Raw genomic sequence first — 17632 nt, forward strand, 5'->3', positions numbered from 1 at the left:
ACGAAGCCCGTCAGCCACGGAGCTTTATCAATCCGGCTTCGGTGGGTGAAAAACCAAGTTTTCGATAAAAGCCGGCAAGATGCGGCTCGAAATCGACATGCAGCCATTCAGCGCCGCCCTCGCGAGCCAGAATTGTTGCCCGCTCGACCAAGGTGCTCGCAATGCCCTGTCGTCGAAACGCCGGATCGACGCAGGTGTCGAGAATGAAAGCGTGGATGCCGCCATCCCAAGCGACATTGACGAAGCCGATCAACCTCGCGTCGGCGAATGCGCCGACATGGGCAAGGTTTCTGGAAAGGATCGGTTGGAAATCCCGCGCGGAAGAGGCCTTCCAGGCCGAGGCCCACAGGACATTGAGCGCCTCATTTCCGAGATTCGGATTGTCCCTATATTCTATCTCCATCGACGTTCCTTCGGATGGGCGCCGTGCGCAGTCTATCTCGTCCCATCTGGTTAGGCCGAAACAGAAAAAAGTACCGGACCCATGTCGGATCTGGTCATCCTCGATCGTCCTTCAAAGGTGAGCATAGAACAAAGGAGGCAAAAATGTCGTATGTCGATGGTTTTATTGTTGCCGTGCCGAAAGACAAGATCGAGGCCTATAAGGTAATGGCGCGCGAAGCCGGCGAGGTCTGGCGCGAATATGGCGCGCTCAGCTATGTCGAGGCCATAGGGGACGACGTGCCTTATGGCGAACTGACTTCCTTCCCGCGTGCGGTGCAGGCGACGGAAGACGAGGTCGTGGTGTTTTCGTGGATCACCTATGAATCCCGGGAGAGCCGCGATGCGATCCTGGCGAAGGTCATGGCCGATCCGCGTTTGAAGGATCAAATGGAAAACATGCCCTTCGACGGCAAGCGCTTGATCTATGGCGGCTTCAAAATCGCCATTGCACTATAGGCGGCAAGCAGTGGTCGGGCTTGACATTCCGGCCACCGCGCCCGACCTGATGCGCATTGCTATCGCCACGTCGGGGAAATGCCATGCCGCAAACCGTTGTCACGCTCTCTACCCATGGGCAGGGGCTCTACGAGTTCACCGACGAGGCGACGGAATTCGTCCGGACGGCGGCGGCCGGCGGCGAGGGGCTTTTGACCGTTTTCGTGCGGCATACGTCCTGTTCCCTGCTCATTCAGGAGAATGCCGATCCCGATGTGAAGACGGATCTCAAGGCTTTCTTCAGCCGCCTCGTGCCGCCATCCTCCGATCCTTCAATGCGCTGGATCGTGCATACGATGGAGGGGCCGGACGATATGCCGGCGCATATCAAGGCGGCGCTGACACACGTTTCGATCGGCATTCCGGTAATCGGCGGCCGGCTGGCGCTCGGCACCTGGCAAGGGATCTATCTTTTCGAGCATCGCGACCGGCCGCACCGGCGTGAAATCGTGCTGCATTTTTCCGCGTGAGCCTTTTACGCTCTCGCGGCAACTGGTTGTTAATCGTCCTGAATACAATCTGAACGGCCAATTCGCGTTCGGTTCAGCTTGGCTGACCTAACGTGCCCTCAATCCCAAGGCATCGTATCAACGGGGCCGATAATGGGATTGCAACGATCCGCAGCAAGGATTTGAAGGAGAAACACCATGACCAATCTTTTCGCCAAGGCAGGTATTGCAGCCCTCATCGCGTTCGGCGCCATTTCCGCAACGGCCGTCACTGCATCGGCCAATGATTTCCACCCTGGCATCCAGCAGGCACGTTATGACCACTATCGCGGCCGCAGCTGCTCGCCGGGCCTTGCCGTTCAGAAGGCACGCGACATGGGCCTTCGTCGCGCCCGCATCGACAACATCACGCCGCGCCGCGTCGTGGTCGAAGGGTTTGGCCGCCGTGGTCCGGATCGCGTCGTCTTCGCCAACGTGCGCGGTTGCCCGCTGATTCGCCGCTGATTGTAGCGCACCGAAGTTTTCCACATTTATTCGATTGATTCGAAGCCGCCTTCGAAAGGGAGGCGGCTTTATTATTTACGCTGTGCTATTATCGGCCATCTGGTGTCACTTTAGCGTTCATTGTAGCTGAATATTGGATGAATGGCTGATTCTGAGCTCGTTCAGTATCGGGCCGTTACCTCTTGCCCGTTCGCTCGGTAAATCCTGCGGAGATGAGGGCGTTTTTGCTTTACGGAGAACATAATGAAAGAAATTCTGGCAAAGTTGGGGGTCGCCCTTGCCGTCGCAGTGACTGCGCTGTCGGGCACGGCGGATTTTGCCGCCGCACAGGGCGTTGATATCTATGTCGGTCCGGGCCGGCATCGTCCACCACTGCCGGACTATGATCGGCCGCTGCCGCGCTTCGACCGCCGCGGCTGCGACCCGCGTCAGGCCATCGATGTTGCCCGCAGCTATGGCCTGCGTCGTGCCCGCGTGGTGAATGTGACGCCGCGACGTGTCATCGTCGATGGCTTCGGCCGCCGCGGTCCGGACACGATGATGTTTGCCAATGTTCGCGGCTGCCCGCTGCTCGGCCGCTGATAAGCATTGCGGGCGCACAAGGCGCCCGCTTTTCATGTTGACCTTTTCGCCTTTTTTGGCGGGGGCCGCGAAACCGTCCTTTGCTCGATCCGAATGGATTTGAGCGAAGGGCGGTTTTGTTTTGGTTAGGAGTGGCTCAGCTTTTCATGGAATCTCTGAACCTCTCCATCCCTTTACCGTCTCGCAATTCCGGACGGAAAACCGCTCAGCGCTTTTCCTGGAATTGCTTTATTACTGGATCGCGTAGGTAATGCTGACCGAGGCGTTGTACTCATTCTCGCCGGTTGCGACGGGAACGGCCTTGTCCATCGGTGCTGCTGCGGCCATGCTGCGCATGTAGGGCTGCGGAGGAGCAGCGACCCCACCCTCGTGGATCGCGATGACGCGGCCGAGCTTGACGCCGGCGGCATCCGTCAGGGTCTTCGCCTTGGCGGCGGCATCGGCGACGGCATTTTTGCGGGCCTCTTCAAGGACCGTATCCGGCTTGTCATTGGTGAATTGAATATCGCCGCCCTGGTTGATGCCGAGCTTGACTGCCTGGTCGAGCAGGCCACCGAGCTTGGAGAGATCACGCACGCGAACGGTCAGGCCGTTCGTCACCTGATAGCCGTTCAGGAACGGCGGCTGGCCGCGGCCGTCCTTGTCGTTCGGATAGGTATATTGCGGCTGGATCGAAAAGCCCGAGGTCTGCAGATCGCGCTCGGCAATGCCGCTCTCCTTCAGCGTCGCCAGCACGGCACCCATGGCCTTGTTGTTCTGATCGAGCGCATCCTGGGCCGCTTTCGCCTGCTGGACGACCGACAGCGTCACAACGGCCATATCCGGTGCGATGGCCGCGTGTCCTTCACCAGTGACTGTAATGACGGCTTCCCGCGGCTTGGCGTCTTCGGCAAAGGCGGCAGCCGCAGGCACGAAGAAAGTGGCGGTGACAAGGGTGGCAAGAGCAAAATCTCTGGTTTTCGTCAGAAGCATGATTCGTTCCTTGGTTGTTAATTCTTCGGGATTCGCTTTTGCGGATTGATTGTGAAGGTATTACGGCAGTCCCTTGTCGTAAAAGAGAAATTGGGTTAGAGCCAAGTCGGCTGCGGGGAACCATTGCTCCGGAGTCGCAAGCGCGAAGTTTTTCTCGCGTCGGGCCTGTAGCTCAATGGTTAGAGCCGGCGGCTCATAACCGCTTGGTTGGGGGTTCGAGTCCCTCCGGGCCCACCATTTCTCCTTATCAAGCCGCATCGAATCCGGCGTGATATGCAACTGCGCCGGTTGGTGCAGCTCCCTCGAACACGATGCGCTGAAAATATTCGGCGGGCACGTCGGCGTAGCGCAGGGCGGGGTCGCTCGTGAAGCCGAAGCGGGCGTAGTAGCCGGGATCGCCGAGGACGACGCAGCCATTGGCGCCCTGTTCTTTCAGGTGGGCCAGTCCTGTCTCTATCAGCGCCTTTCCAATGCCGTGGCCCTGCCGGTCGGGTCGGACGGAGACCGGGCCGAGGCCGTACCATTCCTCGGCTCCGGATTCGATAATGACGGGCGAGAATGCAACATGGCCGACGATCTGCTCATTCTCAACAGCGACGAGCGAAACGGTCAGCGCTCCCGCGTTCCGCAATGCATCCACGATTGCGGCCTCCGTACCGGAGCTATGCTCCGCGTCCTTGAAGGCGGCGATGGTGACGTCGCGGATGGCGTCAATATCCACCGGCTTTTCGGCGCGAAATTCGGTCAACGATAGCGGCCTTCCATGTTGATGGATTTGGATTGCGTATTCTCTAACACAACGACGCGTCTCGATGGAATATGGAGGACGCAACCTATGCGTATTGTGGCGCCGAGCAACACTTTTTAGCCGGCGCGCAAGCGCTATTGCTCTGGTCGATCGACTTCGATCACGGTCGGTGTCGCTTATAGGTGACGTCTGCCGCGATATTCAAAACCCCGCCTTTTTCAAGCCCTCGCGATAAAGATCCTTGTGCCATTGTTCCTTGGTCGGGATAAGTGACAGCCATCTGTCGACATCGAAGTCGGGATTGGTTTCGCGGACTCGACGCACCAGCATGCGCGCCTCGTCCTGGTGGCCCAGCATTGCCCAGCTTGCTGCCGCAAGCCGGTCTGCGAGGCTGGGATCGGCCATTTGGTTGATATAGTCGAGTGCAGTCTGGAACCGGCTGAGAGTATAGTTCGCGCCGGCGGCCGTCCAAAGATAAAAGTCCGGGTTGATGGGATTGAGTTCCATCGCATGATGGATTTTTTCAAGTGCCGGGCCGGGTTGGGAAAAATGGACCAGCGTATCCGCGTGATCGGCAATGACATCGGCGTGATGCGGGCTCAGCGTTTCCGCCGTTTCCAGTGCTTCCACGCTCTCATCGATGGAGCCCTGGAAGAGCTTGGCCACGCCAAGCTCACGATAGCCATCGGACAGGTCATTGCGGATTGAGATGGCGCGCGCCGCGAAGTCCTCCGCCGATTTCAACAGTTCATTATCGCCGCGGGCGGTCAGCAGCCATTCGTTGGTATAAGTGCGGGCGATGGCGCTGAGCGCCGGCACAAAATCGGCGCTTTGATGAAGGGCGGCCTTCAACTCCTCACGAGCGCGACGCATATCGGGCAGGGTCAAGCGATGGAGATATTGCTGCCCGACAAGGTATTGGTGGTAGGCGGCCGGGTCGTGCTCGAAATAGGCACGGGTCATTTCATGGCGTTCTACTTCCGCAGCGGCGGCGAGAACGATCTGCCGGGAGATAGTTCCCTTATTGCGAACCAGATCCAGTTTGCCGAAGTTGAAGCGCTCCGCCCAAATGACCTCGTTGCTCGGCAAAGCGATAAGCTGCGCAAATAGCGAGGGATCGCCATTCAGTCCGCTCAATCGGGTTTCCAGGACATAATTGATGTCGTAGCGCTCGAAAAGCGCGAGTTGATTGTCGCTTTGGCGACCGATTTGGGCGGCGGAATAGGGGGCGATCACGCGCAGGCTGTGCAAGGCGCAGAAACCGAGCGTGATATCCTCGATCAGCGAGGAGGCGACCATGGTTGCGGCTATATCGAGACCGTCGTTGCCGGGCGGCAGCAAGGCAAGACGCGGTATGCGCAGGATGGGCTGTGTTGCGGTATCCTGTTCCGGCGCTGCACCGATTGCGGGATGTGAAGCGAAGTCAGACGTTGGCGGGCGTGATGATGCCGGAGATGTTGCAGGCCATAATGAGATGACATCCGTGCGGCGCGCGAATATGTGCCTGAGCTGGCCCAGGCCGCCTTCGACGTCAAACGCCTTCAACAATATGCGATGCGTATTTTCGTCCTGAGGTTCGGCTTCGAAGAGAAGGAGGGCCACCTCCTTGACGAGAGCAACATCGCCGGTCGCCGCCGGGTGCTTTATGGCGATCTCAAGCGTTTCTTTCAACATCGCGCGATGGCGTTTCCTTTCGCTCTCCCGCCAGTCGATGAAGATTCTGCTTTGACAGTTTGCCCTCTCGAGAAATTTGGATTGCAGCCCCTTTGCAAGGAGGGCGAGGCTGTCCAGCGGGCTCCTCGGTACGTCCGGATGTGCGGGGATAATGTCGCTGGCTATCGAGCCTTGGACAAGGCGAATCTCCGTGTCGTCAAAGGTTAGAAATTCGGCATTGAGGTCTGATTGTCGGCTCTTGATGCGGGAAACGAGTTTGCGCAGGTTCGTTAACGAGTTTGCCTGGTCGCCTTCGCCCCAAAGAAATCGCGCCATGCTCGTCCTGCTCGCGGATTTGCTTTTGCTTGCAAGCAGATATGCAAGTATTATCAATGCTTTCTTCGGGAATGCTATTTGGCGTTCCTGCCCATCCAGAAGAACGATTTCTCCAAATGTTCTGAGTGAAAACTCCATCGCGCCTTCTACACTGCCTTGGATATGTAATGACCGCCATCTTTCGGCATTTCGGCGATCACGGGGCAGATAAACGCCGAAATGATAGTGGAATCGATCAGACATTTGTGCTGCAGGGTATGAATATTTGCAACTAAACTATTCTTTGCTCTCTCTCTTGAAAGCTATTGTTGCAGAAAAACTCGGTCTCGGTGGTGGACCGTCAGATGATGAAAATTTCCGATCTGATATGAGCTGCATTTTCATGGCTACAGCGAAGAGCAGGCACACCGACCGCTCCTGGTCGTGCGTTGCCGCCTCACTACGACTCAGGCAGCGTCGCATGCATCAGCTGTCCGGTGCGGTCGGCGTGCCCTGATGAAATATCATCTGCCATCGAGCATCGATGCGCTGCCAGATCGAACTTCGCAAGGCATGCCGTGCCTGCCTATCTCCTTCTGCCTGCCGAATGCTCCGATATGTAACGAGGACGGCGTCAGGTGAAATCGAGCGGAAGGCGTAGTCGCGAACCATAACCGGCGGTGAGGGCGGTTCTGTTTTTTCCGCGACCAGGCGCATAATGAGCTCGTCTCTGTCGTCGTAGATCGTTCCGGAACTGCCGAATTCGACAAAATCTTCCGCGAGGAGGCTTGCCATCTTGTTTGCGGATTGCCGAATTTCCGGACGATGCAATTCCTCCTCAAGCCGACGGATCTCTTCGAACTCGCTTTGTGAAACTTCCATCTACGACCCCCGCGCGGTCTGATTGCGATTGTGACATGCTTTCGAACTCAGGACGCATTACATCCATGGTTCGAGAATTCGCTCTCGTTCAATCTTGCGGGGCTCATCATGATCGATTTGCCGGCATTGCTCCAGTTCACTGGCAAAAAGCTCTGCAGCGTGACGGCCGACATGTGTCCTGTCATCTTCAATGACCGCAGCTATCCGCCGGAATAACTCCATTTCGAAGCCGCCGGCAGCGTTCGAAAGGCTCGGTCTCGCCAATCTCGCGCCACCATCGAGGCGGATAGCCGAGACGTAAAATTCGTCTTCATAATCATCTCCGGCCGACGTCAATTCAGCGCGCCCATAGAGCAACAGCCCGGTTTCCCAGCGATCACAGAGGCGAATGCTGAGCTCGTCGAATGAATATTCGCAGGAGAAGGCGGGGCTGGCTTGCATCATCATGCCTCCATTCGTGCGATCGAGGCAGAGAAGGCTTTTGCCTCTTGAAAGCCAGAGGCTTCCGAAGCCTCCGCCGATCCCGATGAAATATTAATCGGTGCTCCAAGCATTACGGCAATCTCCCTTCGACATCTTTTCGGATCGAATATCGGTGCCGTGGCCTGTCCGGTTTCGCTGACTTCACGCAAGCTTTTCGCTTTGCGTGGGCTCATTCCTTTCAGGGCCGGCGGCTCCTGATGGGATACTGCACATAAACATAATACGTGTCAACATTATTTGTGTTTATAAGCGATGCACGACAGCAAAGGTGTTTTCAAGGCTGTATGGATTATCTACTTGCGAGCAATATGACCACAGATACGGCCGATGACCGTAAGTCGCTCAAGCTCGACGGTGAACGTTTCAAGGGCGGGATTGTCCGAAATGATCTTCACTTGGCTGGGCTGCGTAAAGGGGACGCGCTGAAGGCGTTTGATCTGCGGTTCGGAGTAGCCGTCGCTGATGGCGTAGACGGTGTCCGTCGTCATTTGGTTCTGGGAGAGGTCGACGATGACGCGATCACCCGGCATGTAGGTCGGCTGCATGGAATCGCCGACGACTTCCATGATGATGGTGTGGTTCGGCGAAGCCTTCGCCTCGTTCCGCAAATAGCCTGTGGGAATAAGCCATTCCGCGACAATTTTATGCCCGGCCACATTCCCGGAACCGACGGGAAGGTTGATGACTTCGCCGACAACGCCGCTGCCGGCGCCTAATTTGACATCGACCTCCGGCATCGCGCCTGCGATCTGCGGCGTCCAATGTTCGCGGCTATAGCTGTGTTCTTCGCCATCTTCGGCAAATCCGTCTTGATCCTGCACGTCGGGATCGAAAGAGTTGACGATGGTCGGCGCCACACGCGCCACCGTGCGCGGTCCTTCTCCTGTCAGGAGGTAGCCGGCCGAGGTCCCGAATTTCTTGGCGTAACGATTGGCGATCTCTGCATTGAACTCGTTCTGCCCGTTCTCGTGCGCGCGATAGGTGGATAGGCTCACGCCGAGCGCTTCCGCTGCCTTCGTGGCCGATGGATAATTTGCGGCTTCGCGGGCCGCCTTCAGTCGTTCGCCCATGGATTTTTGCATTTTTCGACCCTCGCAAAATTTACAACATAAATCATGTTGACATCATCTTTATTATCAACATAATTGGTGTTTATCAAGAGGCTTGCGGCGTAAACTACTGCAGGCCGGCACGCGGACTGATCTGCGGATTTTAGGTCGGCTGTATTGAAAGGTGACGGTATGACTACAGGCAGAAGGGGTAGGAGGGCATCGCCCCGCGTTGGATATTTCGACTGCTTCTGGGGTTGCCCCGGTTGCCGGCGCATCCTGTCGATTGCGGAAATTATCGAACTGCATTGCGAGAACTGCGATCTCGCGATCGTGCCATTGGAAATAGCCATCGGCGAGCCAGCGGCAGATCTAGAGAGATTGTCATGAGCGAGTTGCTTCAGGGCTTTCTGGCCTGCATGGGCGCAGCACTTTTCTTCGGTACCATGCTGATAGCGGTAAAATCGATCATCCGCAGATCGTCATGCTCATATGGCCACAATGAAGATTGCGGCGCGCCGGAAGGAGATCAGATCCACTTTCGGATGGCTGAAGACGAAAATACCCAAGCCGAGAAGTTGGCACGTCTTGTCGAAATGGGCTGACGATCACCGACGCTCCTCATCGAAATCCAACAAAACACTCAACAGACAGATCCGGCCCGTCGACCGGAGGAGGTTGCTATGAACGAATTTCAAATTGGAACTGAAGCCGTTGCCGGCGGTCATCACGGCTGGATCCGCAAGGTGCATCGGGCGACAAACGAGATAGTCCGCGATGGTCGCGGTCAGCCGATCGTCTTTGCGACGCAAGATGCGGCGAAGGCTGCCGCCGGGGAGGCGATGGTTGCCTATCTCAATACGCCGATGCTGCGTGATGGAGCGAGGGTCGAGGCAATTTCCAAGGCGGAAGCCTTCTTCAAACCGAAACCTGCCGCTGCCGCGGGCGCTGCCTGATCCGTTCGTTGGAATGGAAAAACATCAAATTAACAGACGAAAGGAGTTGAGCTGGCATGACCAAAGGCAGGCTGGATTTTCTTCTCGATGGACTCGGCATCAAGCTGGTTCCGGTCCATCGGCGGCGCGCTCCGGCGGAGAGCCATGCGCGCGGGACGATGCAGGAAATTCGGGGCCGTTATGGCGACGGCCATCTGGTCTTCGTCTTGCGGTGTATCCGGCAGACCGGGAGCAATCGGGACGAACTCTGGTCGGACACGATCGGTGCGGTATCCGATGTCCTCGCGCAGCGCCAGGACTGGGCGCTGCAGCGTCCGGGCGATCTGTTGGGCGCCTTCGATGATATCGCGCTTGCTTCCTTACGCACGGATGCGGTGGCACGACGGCCTTGGCCCGTTCGCGCGACGTTGCGCACGCTGATCTATCGGGAATTGGAGAAACGACTTGATGCACCAGTCCGCCTTGCAGTTTGACGATCTATCCCAGCGTGCGGCGGCGATCGCTGATTTGAGCCTGATCGTCCGTGCGCGCTTCGTCGAGGCTGCCGACACGATGGTCCACCTCGATGTGCGCGGCATTCGGCCTGACAGAATGCGGACGCTTTGGCCGGAGGTTTTGCCCGAGGCAATGGAGCATGCGGATATCCGCATTCGTTATCGTCCAAGCGCCGCGGCGATCAGCCGGGCGGAGGAGGTCCTGCAGGAATGGCTGCGGGTTCATGTCAAGGACGCAGAACGGCGCATCCTGCTTTCGCGGTGGTCCATTTGCCTTGCCGCGCCTTACGTTGCCGGCTCCTTCCGGGATTTCTGCTCGCGAACGGGACGCGTGCGCCGCACGGCCGAGCGGCGCATTCAGGGCGAATTCCAGAATCTTGCTGGCGTGCTCCTCGCCGGCTCGCCGATATTGCAGGAGCCGGATTGGTCGCGCATATCTCCGATGATGCCGAATGCGCCCGACGGGCTCGAACGGGTGAAGCTAGGGGCGCCCAAGCATGAAAACCACTGGCTGCCGGATGATGCGCGGCCCGTCTTCGATGCGGCAAGTCCAGAACTTGCCGAACTGGCCAAACGGCTGGAACGCGGAAACCGCAGGCGCGCCAAGATGAACGCCTGAATCCTAGCGACGATAGCGGTCCGAACCCGCATAATCGTTATGATGCACGAATTCTCCGCCTGGTAACTTGCTTCATTCAAATGCAAAGACGCCGGCTGGGCGCGTCCTTGTGGTGTCCTCGCCGAAATCCGGGACCGCATATTCCGCCAGAAGCCGAAGTCGCGATGTCGGCAAATGCGCGCGCCATGGATCGCCGATCAAGATCGCAATTCCTTGTGTCAGACAGCGATCCAGAAATGCCGTGACTTTCTCAGCAAGTGCCGCTTCATAGAAAAGATCCCCGACGCATATCACATCGACTTGAGGCGGTTCGCCTTCCGTCAAATCGGCGAGCATCGCGTTGACTGTTACTCCATTCAATGCCGTATTGAGCTCGATGGCCGCAATGGCATAGGGATCGATGTCGGCGGCATAGACTGCGGCGGCACCTGCTTTTATGGCTGCAGTCCCGACAATTCCCGAACCGGCGCCCAGATCCAGCACACGACAACCGGCCACACTTGCGGGCTTATCGAGAAGATAATGCGCCAGGACGAGGCCTCCTCCCCAATAATGCGCCCAATAGGGGGAACCGAATTGCGGATCCCGCTCGGCGAGGCGCCGCAAGCCGCTTTGCGGGCCTGCTTTATGCAGGCGAATATCCGCGATGCCGGGAACGAGCTGGACCGGGAGATTGTCGGCGATAAATTGCCGAATCCAATCCTGGCTCGTGGCGTCACCCACACCGCGCTCTTGTTGCCGCAGAAATGTGGTGTGCGTCTGCTTGAGGTTTTTCTTCGACTGAATTCGATCGTGCATCTCTGATATTTTCGAAGCCATAGCTATGGATTGAGGGTTATATCTCTCAAATCGTCGGACTGCAGAGTGCAATATTCGCGAGTGATTTCAAGTTGTTATTTGAAGCTCTCGTCAGCGCTCGCATTCCTTGCGCGGAAAGTGCTCTTCAAGGGTGTCGCCAACTACGCCGAAATGGGGTATCTATTTTGGCATGATGAGAACAGTTGCAGCGACGCACTGTCGATCGCAAGCGTTGTTTTGAACCGCTTGTTTTCTTTCAAAATTCCATCGGAAATCTGAAGCATGACCAATGCCGACAAGCCGGTCGTGCCGCGCAAGCCGCGCGCACGTCGTCGCAAGGCCGTCTCCGCTGGCGATACGCCGCTCGATTACATGTTGAAAGTAATGCGCGACGACGAGGCGGATCAGAAGCGGCGCGATGAAATGGCGAAGATCGCAGCCTCCTATGTTCACCAGAAGCCGAGCGAACGCTCCGGCGCTGGGGCCAAGGGAGGTAAGGGCGTCACCATCGACTTAACCAATGCTACGGATGAGCAGCTTGCAATACTCGAATCCCTCTTCGGTCCGCTTTCCGGATCCGGCGACGATGATGGCGGCGATCCAGGAGGAGAAAGCAAGGCGGAGAGCTGAGCGGGAGCGGGCCGAGCTTGCCGGCCGGATTGCAATGAATGCGGAACGAATTCGCGCCGACTGCCAGTCGCTGACGGGATTCGTTCGGGAGGCCTGGCATGTCGTCGAGCCCTCCGTCGACTATGTCCATGGCTGGCATATCGATGCCATCTGCCGGCATCTCGAAGCGGTGACGTCGGGTGAGATTACGCGGCTCCTGATCAATGTGCCGCCGGGCACGATGAAGTCGCTCCTCTGCGGGGTCTTCTGGCCGGCGTGGGAATGGGGACCTATGGGCAAGCCGGAGCTGCGTTATCTCGGCGCCTCCTATTCCGAACATTATGCCAAGCGCGACAACAGGCGCATGCGCGACCTCGTTGCCTCTGAATGGTATCAGGCGCTTTGGGGCGATCGGGTCAAGTTGACGAGAACCGGCGAGATGGCTTTCGCCAATACCCGCATGGGTTCACGCCAGGGTGTGCCGTTCTCCAGGTTGACCGGCGGCCGCGGCGATCGTGTCATCATCGACGATCCGCATTCCGTCGATGGGGCGGAATCGGAGGCCGAGCGCCTGTCAACGGTTCGCACATTTCGTGAATCAGTGCCGACGCGGCTCAACGATCCCCAGCGCTCGGCGATCGTCGTCGTGATGCAGCGGCTGCATGAGGCGGATGTATCAGGCACGATACTGGCGCTCGGGCTCGGTTACGAGCATCTGATGCTGCCGATGGAGTTCGAGCCTGAGCGTCGCTGCCGGACGTCGATCAGATTTGTGGATCCGAGGACGGAGGAGGGCGAACTGCTTTTCCCGCAGCGGTTTCCCCGTACGGTGGTCGAGCGGGACAAGGTACCGCTTGGCTCTTATGCGGTGGCCGGCCAGTTTCAGCAGCGGCCCGCGCCACGGTCCGGTGGTCTGTTTCAGCGCGGCGACTTCGAAATCGTCGAGGCGTTGCCTTCAGGTGCAAGACGTTGTCGCGCCTGGGACTTCGCCGCTTCGAAAGCACGCCCCGGCCGCCAGCCGGATTGGACCGTTGGCCTGCGCATGGCTTGGGCCAATGGCATTTTCTATGTCGAAACCATCGCGCGTGGACGCTGGTCGCCTGCCGAAGTGGAACGCAATCTCAAGAACGTTGCATCGCAGGACCGGCCGACAGTGACGATCCGGATGCCGCAGGATCCTGGAGCGGCCGGTAAGGCCGATGCGGAAACGAAGGTCAAGCTGCTCGCGGGCTTTCCGGTGAAAGTCATATCCCCGACCGGTGACAAGGCAACGCGCGCCAAGCCGGCATCGGCGCAGGCGGAGGCGGGAAACGTCAAGCTTTTGCGTGGGGACTGGAATGAGGCATTTCTCGATGAAGTCTGTGCCTTTCCGAATGGGCAGTTCGACGATCAGGTCGATGCTTTCGCCGATGCATTGAACGAGCTCGCGCTCAGCTCCTCATTCAGTTTCAGCAATTTCTAGGCTCGCTAGAGCGAGCCTCTTGATCACATGACATCAAAGGATAATCCATGGGGCAGGTATTCTCGATGGTTCGCGACGGATTGGTGAGCCTTGCATCCCGCATGGGCACCGAACGCGACAAGGCGGCATCCGTTTTTTATGCGCAGCCGATCCTGACGGACGAGCAGATCATCGCCGCCTATCGCGGCTCCTGGCTGCCGCGCAAGATCGTCGATATTCCGGCGCTGGATAGCTGCCGGAAATGGCGAAACTGGCAGGCCGCGAGCGATCAGATCGAATTGATCGATGCCGAGGAACGTCGGCTCAATCTTCGCGGCAAGGTGCTGGAGGCGTCGACCAAGGCGCGGCTTTTCGGGGGTGCCGCCTTGTTCATCGGGTCGGGGGATGCCGATCCGGCGCTGCCGTTGGAAATGGAGCGTGTCGGGAAGGGCGGCCTCAAACACCTAACGGTGTTGACGCGCCACCAGTTGGCTGCTGGCGATATCGACAGCGATCCGGCCTCCGAATGGTACGGCACGCCGAAATTCTACACGCTGACCGGTGCCAACGGCATGCAGGTGACCATTCATCCGTCTCGGCTCGTCATCTTCAAAGGTGCCATGACGCCGAATGAAGAATTTGGTGGGTTGGGCAACCAAGCCTGGGGTGAAAGTGTGCTTGCCGCGACATTCGATGCGATCAAGAACGCCGACAGCACGGCAGCTAATATCGCCAGCCTCGTTTTCGAGGCCAAGATCGACATCATCAAGGTCCCGCAATTCTCTGCCAATATCGGCAATCAGGCCTATGAAGATGCCGTGCTGCGTCGTTACTCGATCGCGAACATGATCAAAGGGGTGAACGGGACGCTGATCCTCGATGCCGAAGAGGACTATGACAGCAAGAGCGCGTCGCTCTCGGGTCTCACGGATATTCTGATGGCCTTCCTTCAGATCGTCGCCGGCGCGGCCGATATTCCGGTCACCCGATTGCTCGGTCAATCGCCCGCCGGCATGAACGCGACCGGCACCGCCGACATGAAGAATTATCACGATCGGATCCAGGCTATCCAGGAGCTCGACTATACGCCGGCGATGTCCCGGCTCGACGAATGCCTCATTCGCTCCGCCACCGGCGCGCGTGACCCCGCTATCTACTCGACCTGGGCACCGCTGGAGCAGATGAGCGAAATGGAGCGGGCCGATATCTTCAAGACGAAGGCCGAAGCGGCGCGAGCCCTGTTCGGCTCTGCTTCCGGGCAGGAGATCATTCCGCGCCAGGCGCTTTCGGAAGCTCTACTGAATGCCTTCGTGGAGGATGGGTCGTTGCCGGGATTGGAGGCGGCGGCAAAGACATCGAACCAACCGGACGATGATGTCGAGCAATCCGAAATGGAACCCGACGTGACTCAATGATCCGATGCCGTCACGGCTCACCGCTGACGGACCCGCTTCGCCAAAGGCGCGGCTTTCATCCCGAACCAGATTGGCTTCGGCCAGGAGAAATCCAACATGAATTTCACAGACACTGTCACCGTCGCGGGCACGCGGCGGACGGGAGACGGCTACCTTGTGGCCGACGCCCGGATCGCCCGCACCGGCATTCAAACCTATGCCGGCGCCGAAATCGGTAGGCCGGAAATGCCGACCGTACGCATCTATCGGCCCGGCGGCGAGGTCTTTTCCGAAGATACGCTCAAGAGTGCCGCTCACCGTCCGGTGACAAACGAGCACCCGCCCGAGATGGTCACCTCGGAAAACTGGAAGAAATATGCTGTCGGCCAGACCGGAGACGAGATCGCGGGCGAAGGCATCTTCCTTCGCGTACCGCTGATGGTCAGCGACGAAGAAGCCATTCAGGACATCGAAAGCGGCAAGCAGGAACTTTCGGCCGGCTATATCTGCGATGTCGATTTCACCACCGGCGTAACGCCCGCGGGCGAAGCTTACGACGCCATCCAACGGAACATTCGCATCAACCATATCGCCATTGTGCGCCGTGGCCGGGCGGGCTCGAAAGTCCGCATCGGTGACGCAGCCGCACCGTGGGGTTGCTCTCCTCTCGCAGCCCCACGCCCCCTTTCCGATGACAAGCAAAGCAAGGAAGGAATGATGTCCACGAAGACGATCATGATCGACGGCATCGAGATCAAAGTTTCCGATCAGGCCGCAGAGATCATCACGACATTGCGGCAGCGGCTTGCTGACACGGAGGCGGGCCATGAGAAGGCGATTGCTATCCGTGATGCCGAACTCGACGCGCTGAAGGCAGCTTTTCTCGATGAGGCGGAGATCGAGCGCCGCGCTGAGGCGCGCGCCGATCTGATCGGCCTTGCCAAGACGATTGCCGGCAGCATCCAGACATCCGGTCTTTCGGACGCTGCAATCCGCAAGGCCGTCGTGATCGCCAAGGCAGGCGAGGGCGCGGTCCAGGGCCGATCGGACGCCTATATCGATGCGCGTTTCGACATGCTGGCCGAAGGGCTGCGCAGGAAACCGGATCTTTTTGCTCAAACCATCAAGGACGGCATCAACCCGACACAGCCGTCCCCATCCCCAGCCTTTGCAGCCTATGCCGCCATGGTGCGCGATCTCGAGAGCGCGCATCTGGCCGCCAATCCCGCTTAACCAGGTCAACGAAAAGGAGACGCTTCAATGGCGACTTACCAGACCACCTATGGAAACGCTCCTCGGAAGGGCCTGCATGGGCAGATCGCTTCCGAGGAAAAGGCCAACAAAATCAGCCGCACGGTCGAAAACGCAGCCGGCATCAAGTTCGGACAGCCGGTCCAGCGCGGTCTCGCCGATCACGGCGTGGCGCCCTTTGCCGCCGGCGGCAAGTTCGTCGGCATTGCCGTGCAGACGCCGAACGTGCTGCCCGACGTGGCGCCGGCCGGCGGCTATGCCCAGTTCGTCACGGGCGCGTTCTTGACCTCCGGTCAGATGTACGTACGAGCCGGCGGTGCCGTCTCGGATGGTGACGCCGTCTACTACAATCCGACGACGGACGCCTACGTCAACGCAGCCGGCACCGGCATCGTCGGCCCCATTCCCGATTGTTTCTTCGACACGAGCGGCAGCAACGGCGACATCGTCGAGATCTCGCTCAAGCACAGGAGCGCCTAATCCATGAATCAATTCGTTCGACAGCAGTTTGCCGACGCCCAGGCCGCCTATTCCTTCGTCATCGCGCAGGGGCGCAATATCGAGACGCGCATCTACCAGCGCCGCTATCCGACTCTCAACTACGGCCTCCATGTCCCGGTCGTTACCGAAGGCAATGAATGGGCTTCCGGCACGACCTTCTTCACCGTCGACAGCGCAGGTGAGGCGAAGTTCCTCTCCGCCGCCGGCACGGACATGCCCTTCAATCAATCGACCCGCGACAGCGCCAGCCATGATTTCGCGATGGTCGGTTCGGGCTGGGAGTGGAATCTCGAGGAGGTCAATAAGGCTGCCCTCTACAATCTCGATCTCAACGCTTCCAACGCCATTTTCGCCGCCGATAAGATCGAGCGCCTGCTCAATTCCGTCGCCATGATCGGCTCGACGGAAAAGGGCTGGACCGGTTTCGTCAACGATCCGAAGGTGTCGCGCGTCGACGTCGCTGCCGATGGTACGGGCGGCTCGACCCACTGGTCCGCCAAGACGGCTGATCAGATCCTGCGCGACGTCAACGATCTTATCGGCGGCGTGCGGCAGCGGACCGGCGAAGTCGAGTGGATCGACAGCCTGCGCCTGCCGCCAGAAGCCTTCCGCCTGATCGCCACCAAGCGGCTTGCCGATGGTGACGGCTACATCACCGTGCTGGACTTCCTGCGGCGCGGCAACGTCTACACGGCCGAGACGGGCCAGCCGCTCGACATCCAGCCGCTGCGCGAGCTTGCGACGGCATCACAGGATGGCGGCGGCCGCATGGTCGTCTATCGCCGCGATCCGGAAGTGCTGCGCTTCCATCTGCCGATGCCACGCCGTGTGCTGCAGCCGCGCCAGAAGTCGATCATGAGCTTCGAGACCGGCATCATCGCCCGCACCGGCGGCACCGAAGTGCGCCTGCCGGGCGCCATGGCCTACGGTGACGAGATCACGGCTGCGGCCTGACGGTGCTCGCCCTCTCTCCGCTCGCGCGGAGAGAGGGTT

22 protein-coding genes and 1 tRNA gene are annotated in these 17632 nt (G+C 58.9%); 15 read left to right on the top strand and 8 right to left on the bottom strand.

Annotated features, from left to right (window positions below):
• Nucleotides 1–10 precede the first annotated feature (10 nt).
• Nucleotides 11–403 carry a GNAT family N-acetyltransferase gene (locus tag ACPYOP_RS17985; RefSeq protein WP_481411728.1) on the bottom strand — a complete coding sequence of 131 codons (393 nt, stop codon included), beginning with the start codon at nt 401–403 and terminating at the stop codon, nt 11–13.
• 143 nt (nt 404–546) lie between these two features.
• Between ACPYOP_RS17985 and ACPYOP_RS17990 the strand changes: the two genes are divergently transcribed.
• From ACPYOP_RS17990 to ACPYOP_RS18005, 4 genes are all read left to right on the top strand, one after another.
• On the top strand, nt 547–900 hold the full coding sequence (locus ACPYOP_RS17990; RefSeq protein ID WP_481411729.1) for a DUF1428 domain-containing protein: 354 nt from the start codon (nt 547–549) through the stop codon (nt 898–900).
• An 83-nt stretch (nt 901–983) separates the two neighbouring features.
• On the top strand, nt 984–1409 hold the full coding sequence (locus ACPYOP_RS17995) for a secondary thiamine-phosphate synthase enzyme YjbQ (RefSeq protein ID WP_481411730.1): 426 nt from the start codon (nt 984–986) through the stop codon (nt 1407–1409).
• A gap of 177 nt (nt 1410–1586) precedes the next feature.
• Nucleotides 1587–1892 (top strand): hypothetical protein, encoded by a 306-nt coding sequence (locus tag ACPYOP_RS18000; RefSeq protein WP_481411731.1) that lies wholly within the window; start codon nt 1587–1589, stop codon nt 1890–1892.
• A gap of 243 nt (nt 1893–2135) precedes the next feature.
• On the top strand, nt 2136–2474 hold the full coding sequence (locus ACPYOP_RS18005; protein WP_481411732.1) for a hypothetical protein: 339 nt from the start codon (nt 2136–2138) through the stop codon (nt 2472–2474).
• Between the two features lie 231 nt (nt 2475–2705).
• Here the strand turns inward: ACPYOP_RS18005 and ACPYOP_RS18010 are convergent, their stop codons facing one another.
• Nucleotides 2706–3446 carry an SIMPL domain-containing protein gene (locus ACPYOP_RS18010; RefSeq protein WP_481411733.1) on the bottom strand — a complete coding sequence of 247 codons (741 nt, stop codon included), beginning with the start codon at nt 3444–3446 and terminating at the stop codon, nt 2706–2708.
• A 161-nt stretch (nt 3447–3607) separates the two neighbouring features.
• On the opposite strand from ACPYOP_RS18010, the gene ACPYOP_RS18015 reads away from it, so the two are divergent.
• A tRNA-Ile gene (locus ACPYOP_RS18015) sits at nt 3608–3683 on the top strand.
• Nucleotides 3684–3693: 10 nt separating this feature from the next.
• Here the strand turns inward: ACPYOP_RS18015 and ACPYOP_RS18020 are convergent.
• From ACPYOP_RS18020 to ACPYOP_RS18040, 5 genes are all read right to left on the bottom strand, one after another.
• The gene (locus ACPYOP_RS18020) at nt 3694–4194 is read right to left on the bottom strand and encodes a GNAT family N-acetyltransferase (RefSeq protein ID WP_481411734.1); all 501 of its coding nucleotides are present in this window, start codon (nt 4192–4194) and stop codon (nt 3694–3696) included.
• Nucleotides 4195–4395: 201 nt separating this feature from the next.
• Nucleotides 4396–6183, bottom strand: a complete 1788-nt coding sequence (locus tag ACPYOP_RS18025; protein ID WP_481411735.1) for a hypothetical protein — start codon at nt 6181–6183, stop codon at nt 4396–4398.
• A 465-nt stretch (nt 6184–6648) separates the two neighbouring features.
• Entirely contained in the window at nt 6649–7044 is a 396-nt protein-coding gene (locus tag ACPYOP_RS18030) for a nuclear transport factor 2 family protein (protein ID WP_481411736.1), read from the bottom strand.
• Between the two features lie 57 nt (nt 7045–7101).
• Nucleotides 7102–7488: a hypothetical protein gene (locus tag ACPYOP_RS18035; RefSeq protein WP_481411737.1), complete on the bottom strand. Its 387-nt coding sequence runs from the start codon at nt 7486–7488 to the stop codon at nt 7102–7104.
• Between the two features lie 332 nt (nt 7489–7820).
• Nucleotides 7821–8609 carry an XRE family transcriptional regulator gene (locus tag ACPYOP_RS18040; RefSeq protein ID WP_481411738.1) on the bottom strand — a complete coding sequence of 263 codons (789 nt, stop codon included), beginning with the start codon at nt 8607–8609 and terminating at the stop codon, nt 7821–7823.
• 353 nt (nt 8610–8962) lie between these two features.
• On the opposite strand from ACPYOP_RS18040, the gene ACPYOP_RS18045 reads away from it, so the two are divergent.
• The 4 genes from ACPYOP_RS18045 (at nt 8963) to ACPYOP_RS18060 (ending at nt 10645) form a co-directional block, all read left to right on the top strand.
• Nucleotides 8963–9181 carry a hypothetical protein gene (locus ACPYOP_RS18045; RefSeq protein WP_481411739.1) on the top strand — a complete coding sequence of 73 codons (219 nt, stop codon included), beginning with the start codon at nt 8963–8965 and terminating at the stop codon, nt 9179–9181.
• 78 nt (nt 9182–9259) lie between these two features.
• The gene (locus ACPYOP_RS18050; RefSeq protein WP_481411740.1) at nt 9260–9532 is read left to right on the top strand and encodes a hypothetical protein; all 273 of its coding nucleotides are present in this window, start codon (nt 9260–9262) and stop codon (nt 9530–9532) included.
• A gap of 56 nt (nt 9533–9588) precedes the next feature.
• Nucleotides 9589–10005: a hypothetical protein gene (locus ACPYOP_RS18055; protein WP_481411741.1), complete on the top strand. Its 417-nt coding sequence runs from the start codon at nt 9589–9591 to the stop codon at nt 10003–10005.
• Nucleotides 9980–10645, top strand: a complete 666-nt coding sequence (locus ACPYOP_RS18060) for a DUF6362 family protein (RefSeq protein ID WP_481411798.1) — start codon at nt 9980–9982, stop codon at nt 10643–10645. Before ACPYOP_RS18055 ends, ACPYOP_RS18060 begins: the two co-directional genes overlap by 26 nt.
• A gap of 72 nt (nt 10646–10717) precedes the next feature.
• Here the strand turns inward: ACPYOP_RS18060 and ACPYOP_RS18065 are convergent, their stop codons facing one another.
• Nucleotides 10718–11368, bottom strand: coding sequence for a class I SAM-dependent methyltransferase (locus ACPYOP_RS18065; protein ID WP_481411742.1), 651 nt, complete (start codon nt 11366–11368; stop codon nt 10718–10720).
• Between the two features lie 357 nt (nt 11369–11725).
• On the opposite strand from ACPYOP_RS18065, the gene ACPYOP_RS18070 reads away from it, so the two are divergent.
• The 6 genes from ACPYOP_RS18070 (at nt 11726) to ACPYOP_RS18095 (ending at nt 17593) form a co-directional block, all read left to right on the top strand.
• Nucleotides 11726–12073, top strand: coding sequence for a hypothetical protein (locus ACPYOP_RS18070; protein ID WP_481411743.1), 348 nt, complete (start codon nt 11726–11728; stop codon nt 12071–12073).
• Nucleotides 12030–13514, top strand: coding sequence for a phage terminase large subunit (terL, locus tag ACPYOP_RS18075; RefSeq protein ID WP_481411744.1), 1485 nt, complete (start codon nt 12030–12032; stop codon nt 13512–13514). Before ACPYOP_RS18070 ends, terL begins: the two co-directional genes overlap by 44 nt.
• A 47-nt stretch (nt 13515–13561) precedes the next feature.
• Nucleotides 13562–14908: a DUF1073 domain-containing protein gene (locus ACPYOP_RS18080; RefSeq protein ID WP_481411745.1), complete on the top strand. Its 1347-nt coding sequence runs from the start codon at nt 13562–13564 to the stop codon at nt 14906–14908.
• A gap of 96 nt (nt 14909–15004) precedes the next feature.
• Nucleotides 15005–16120, top strand: coding sequence for a DUF2213 domain-containing protein (locus ACPYOP_RS18085; protein ID WP_481411746.1), 1116 nt, complete (start codon nt 15005–15007; stop codon nt 16118–16120).
• A 27-nt stretch (nt 16121–16147) separates the two neighbouring features.
• Nucleotides 16148–16618, top strand: coding sequence for a structural cement protein Gp24 (locus tag ACPYOP_RS18090; protein ID WP_481411747.1), 471 nt, complete (start codon nt 16148–16150; stop codon nt 16616–16618).
• A 3-nt stretch (nt 16619–16621) separates the two neighbouring features.
• Nucleotides 16622–17593: a DUF2184 domain-containing protein gene (locus ACPYOP_RS18095; RefSeq protein WP_481411748.1), complete on the top strand. Its 972-nt coding sequence runs from the start codon at nt 16622–16624 to the stop codon at nt 17591–17593.
• The last annotated feature ends 39 nt before the right edge of the window (nt 17594–17632 follow it).

The organism is Rhizobium sp. KNZ2-6A (assembly GCF_056755475.1).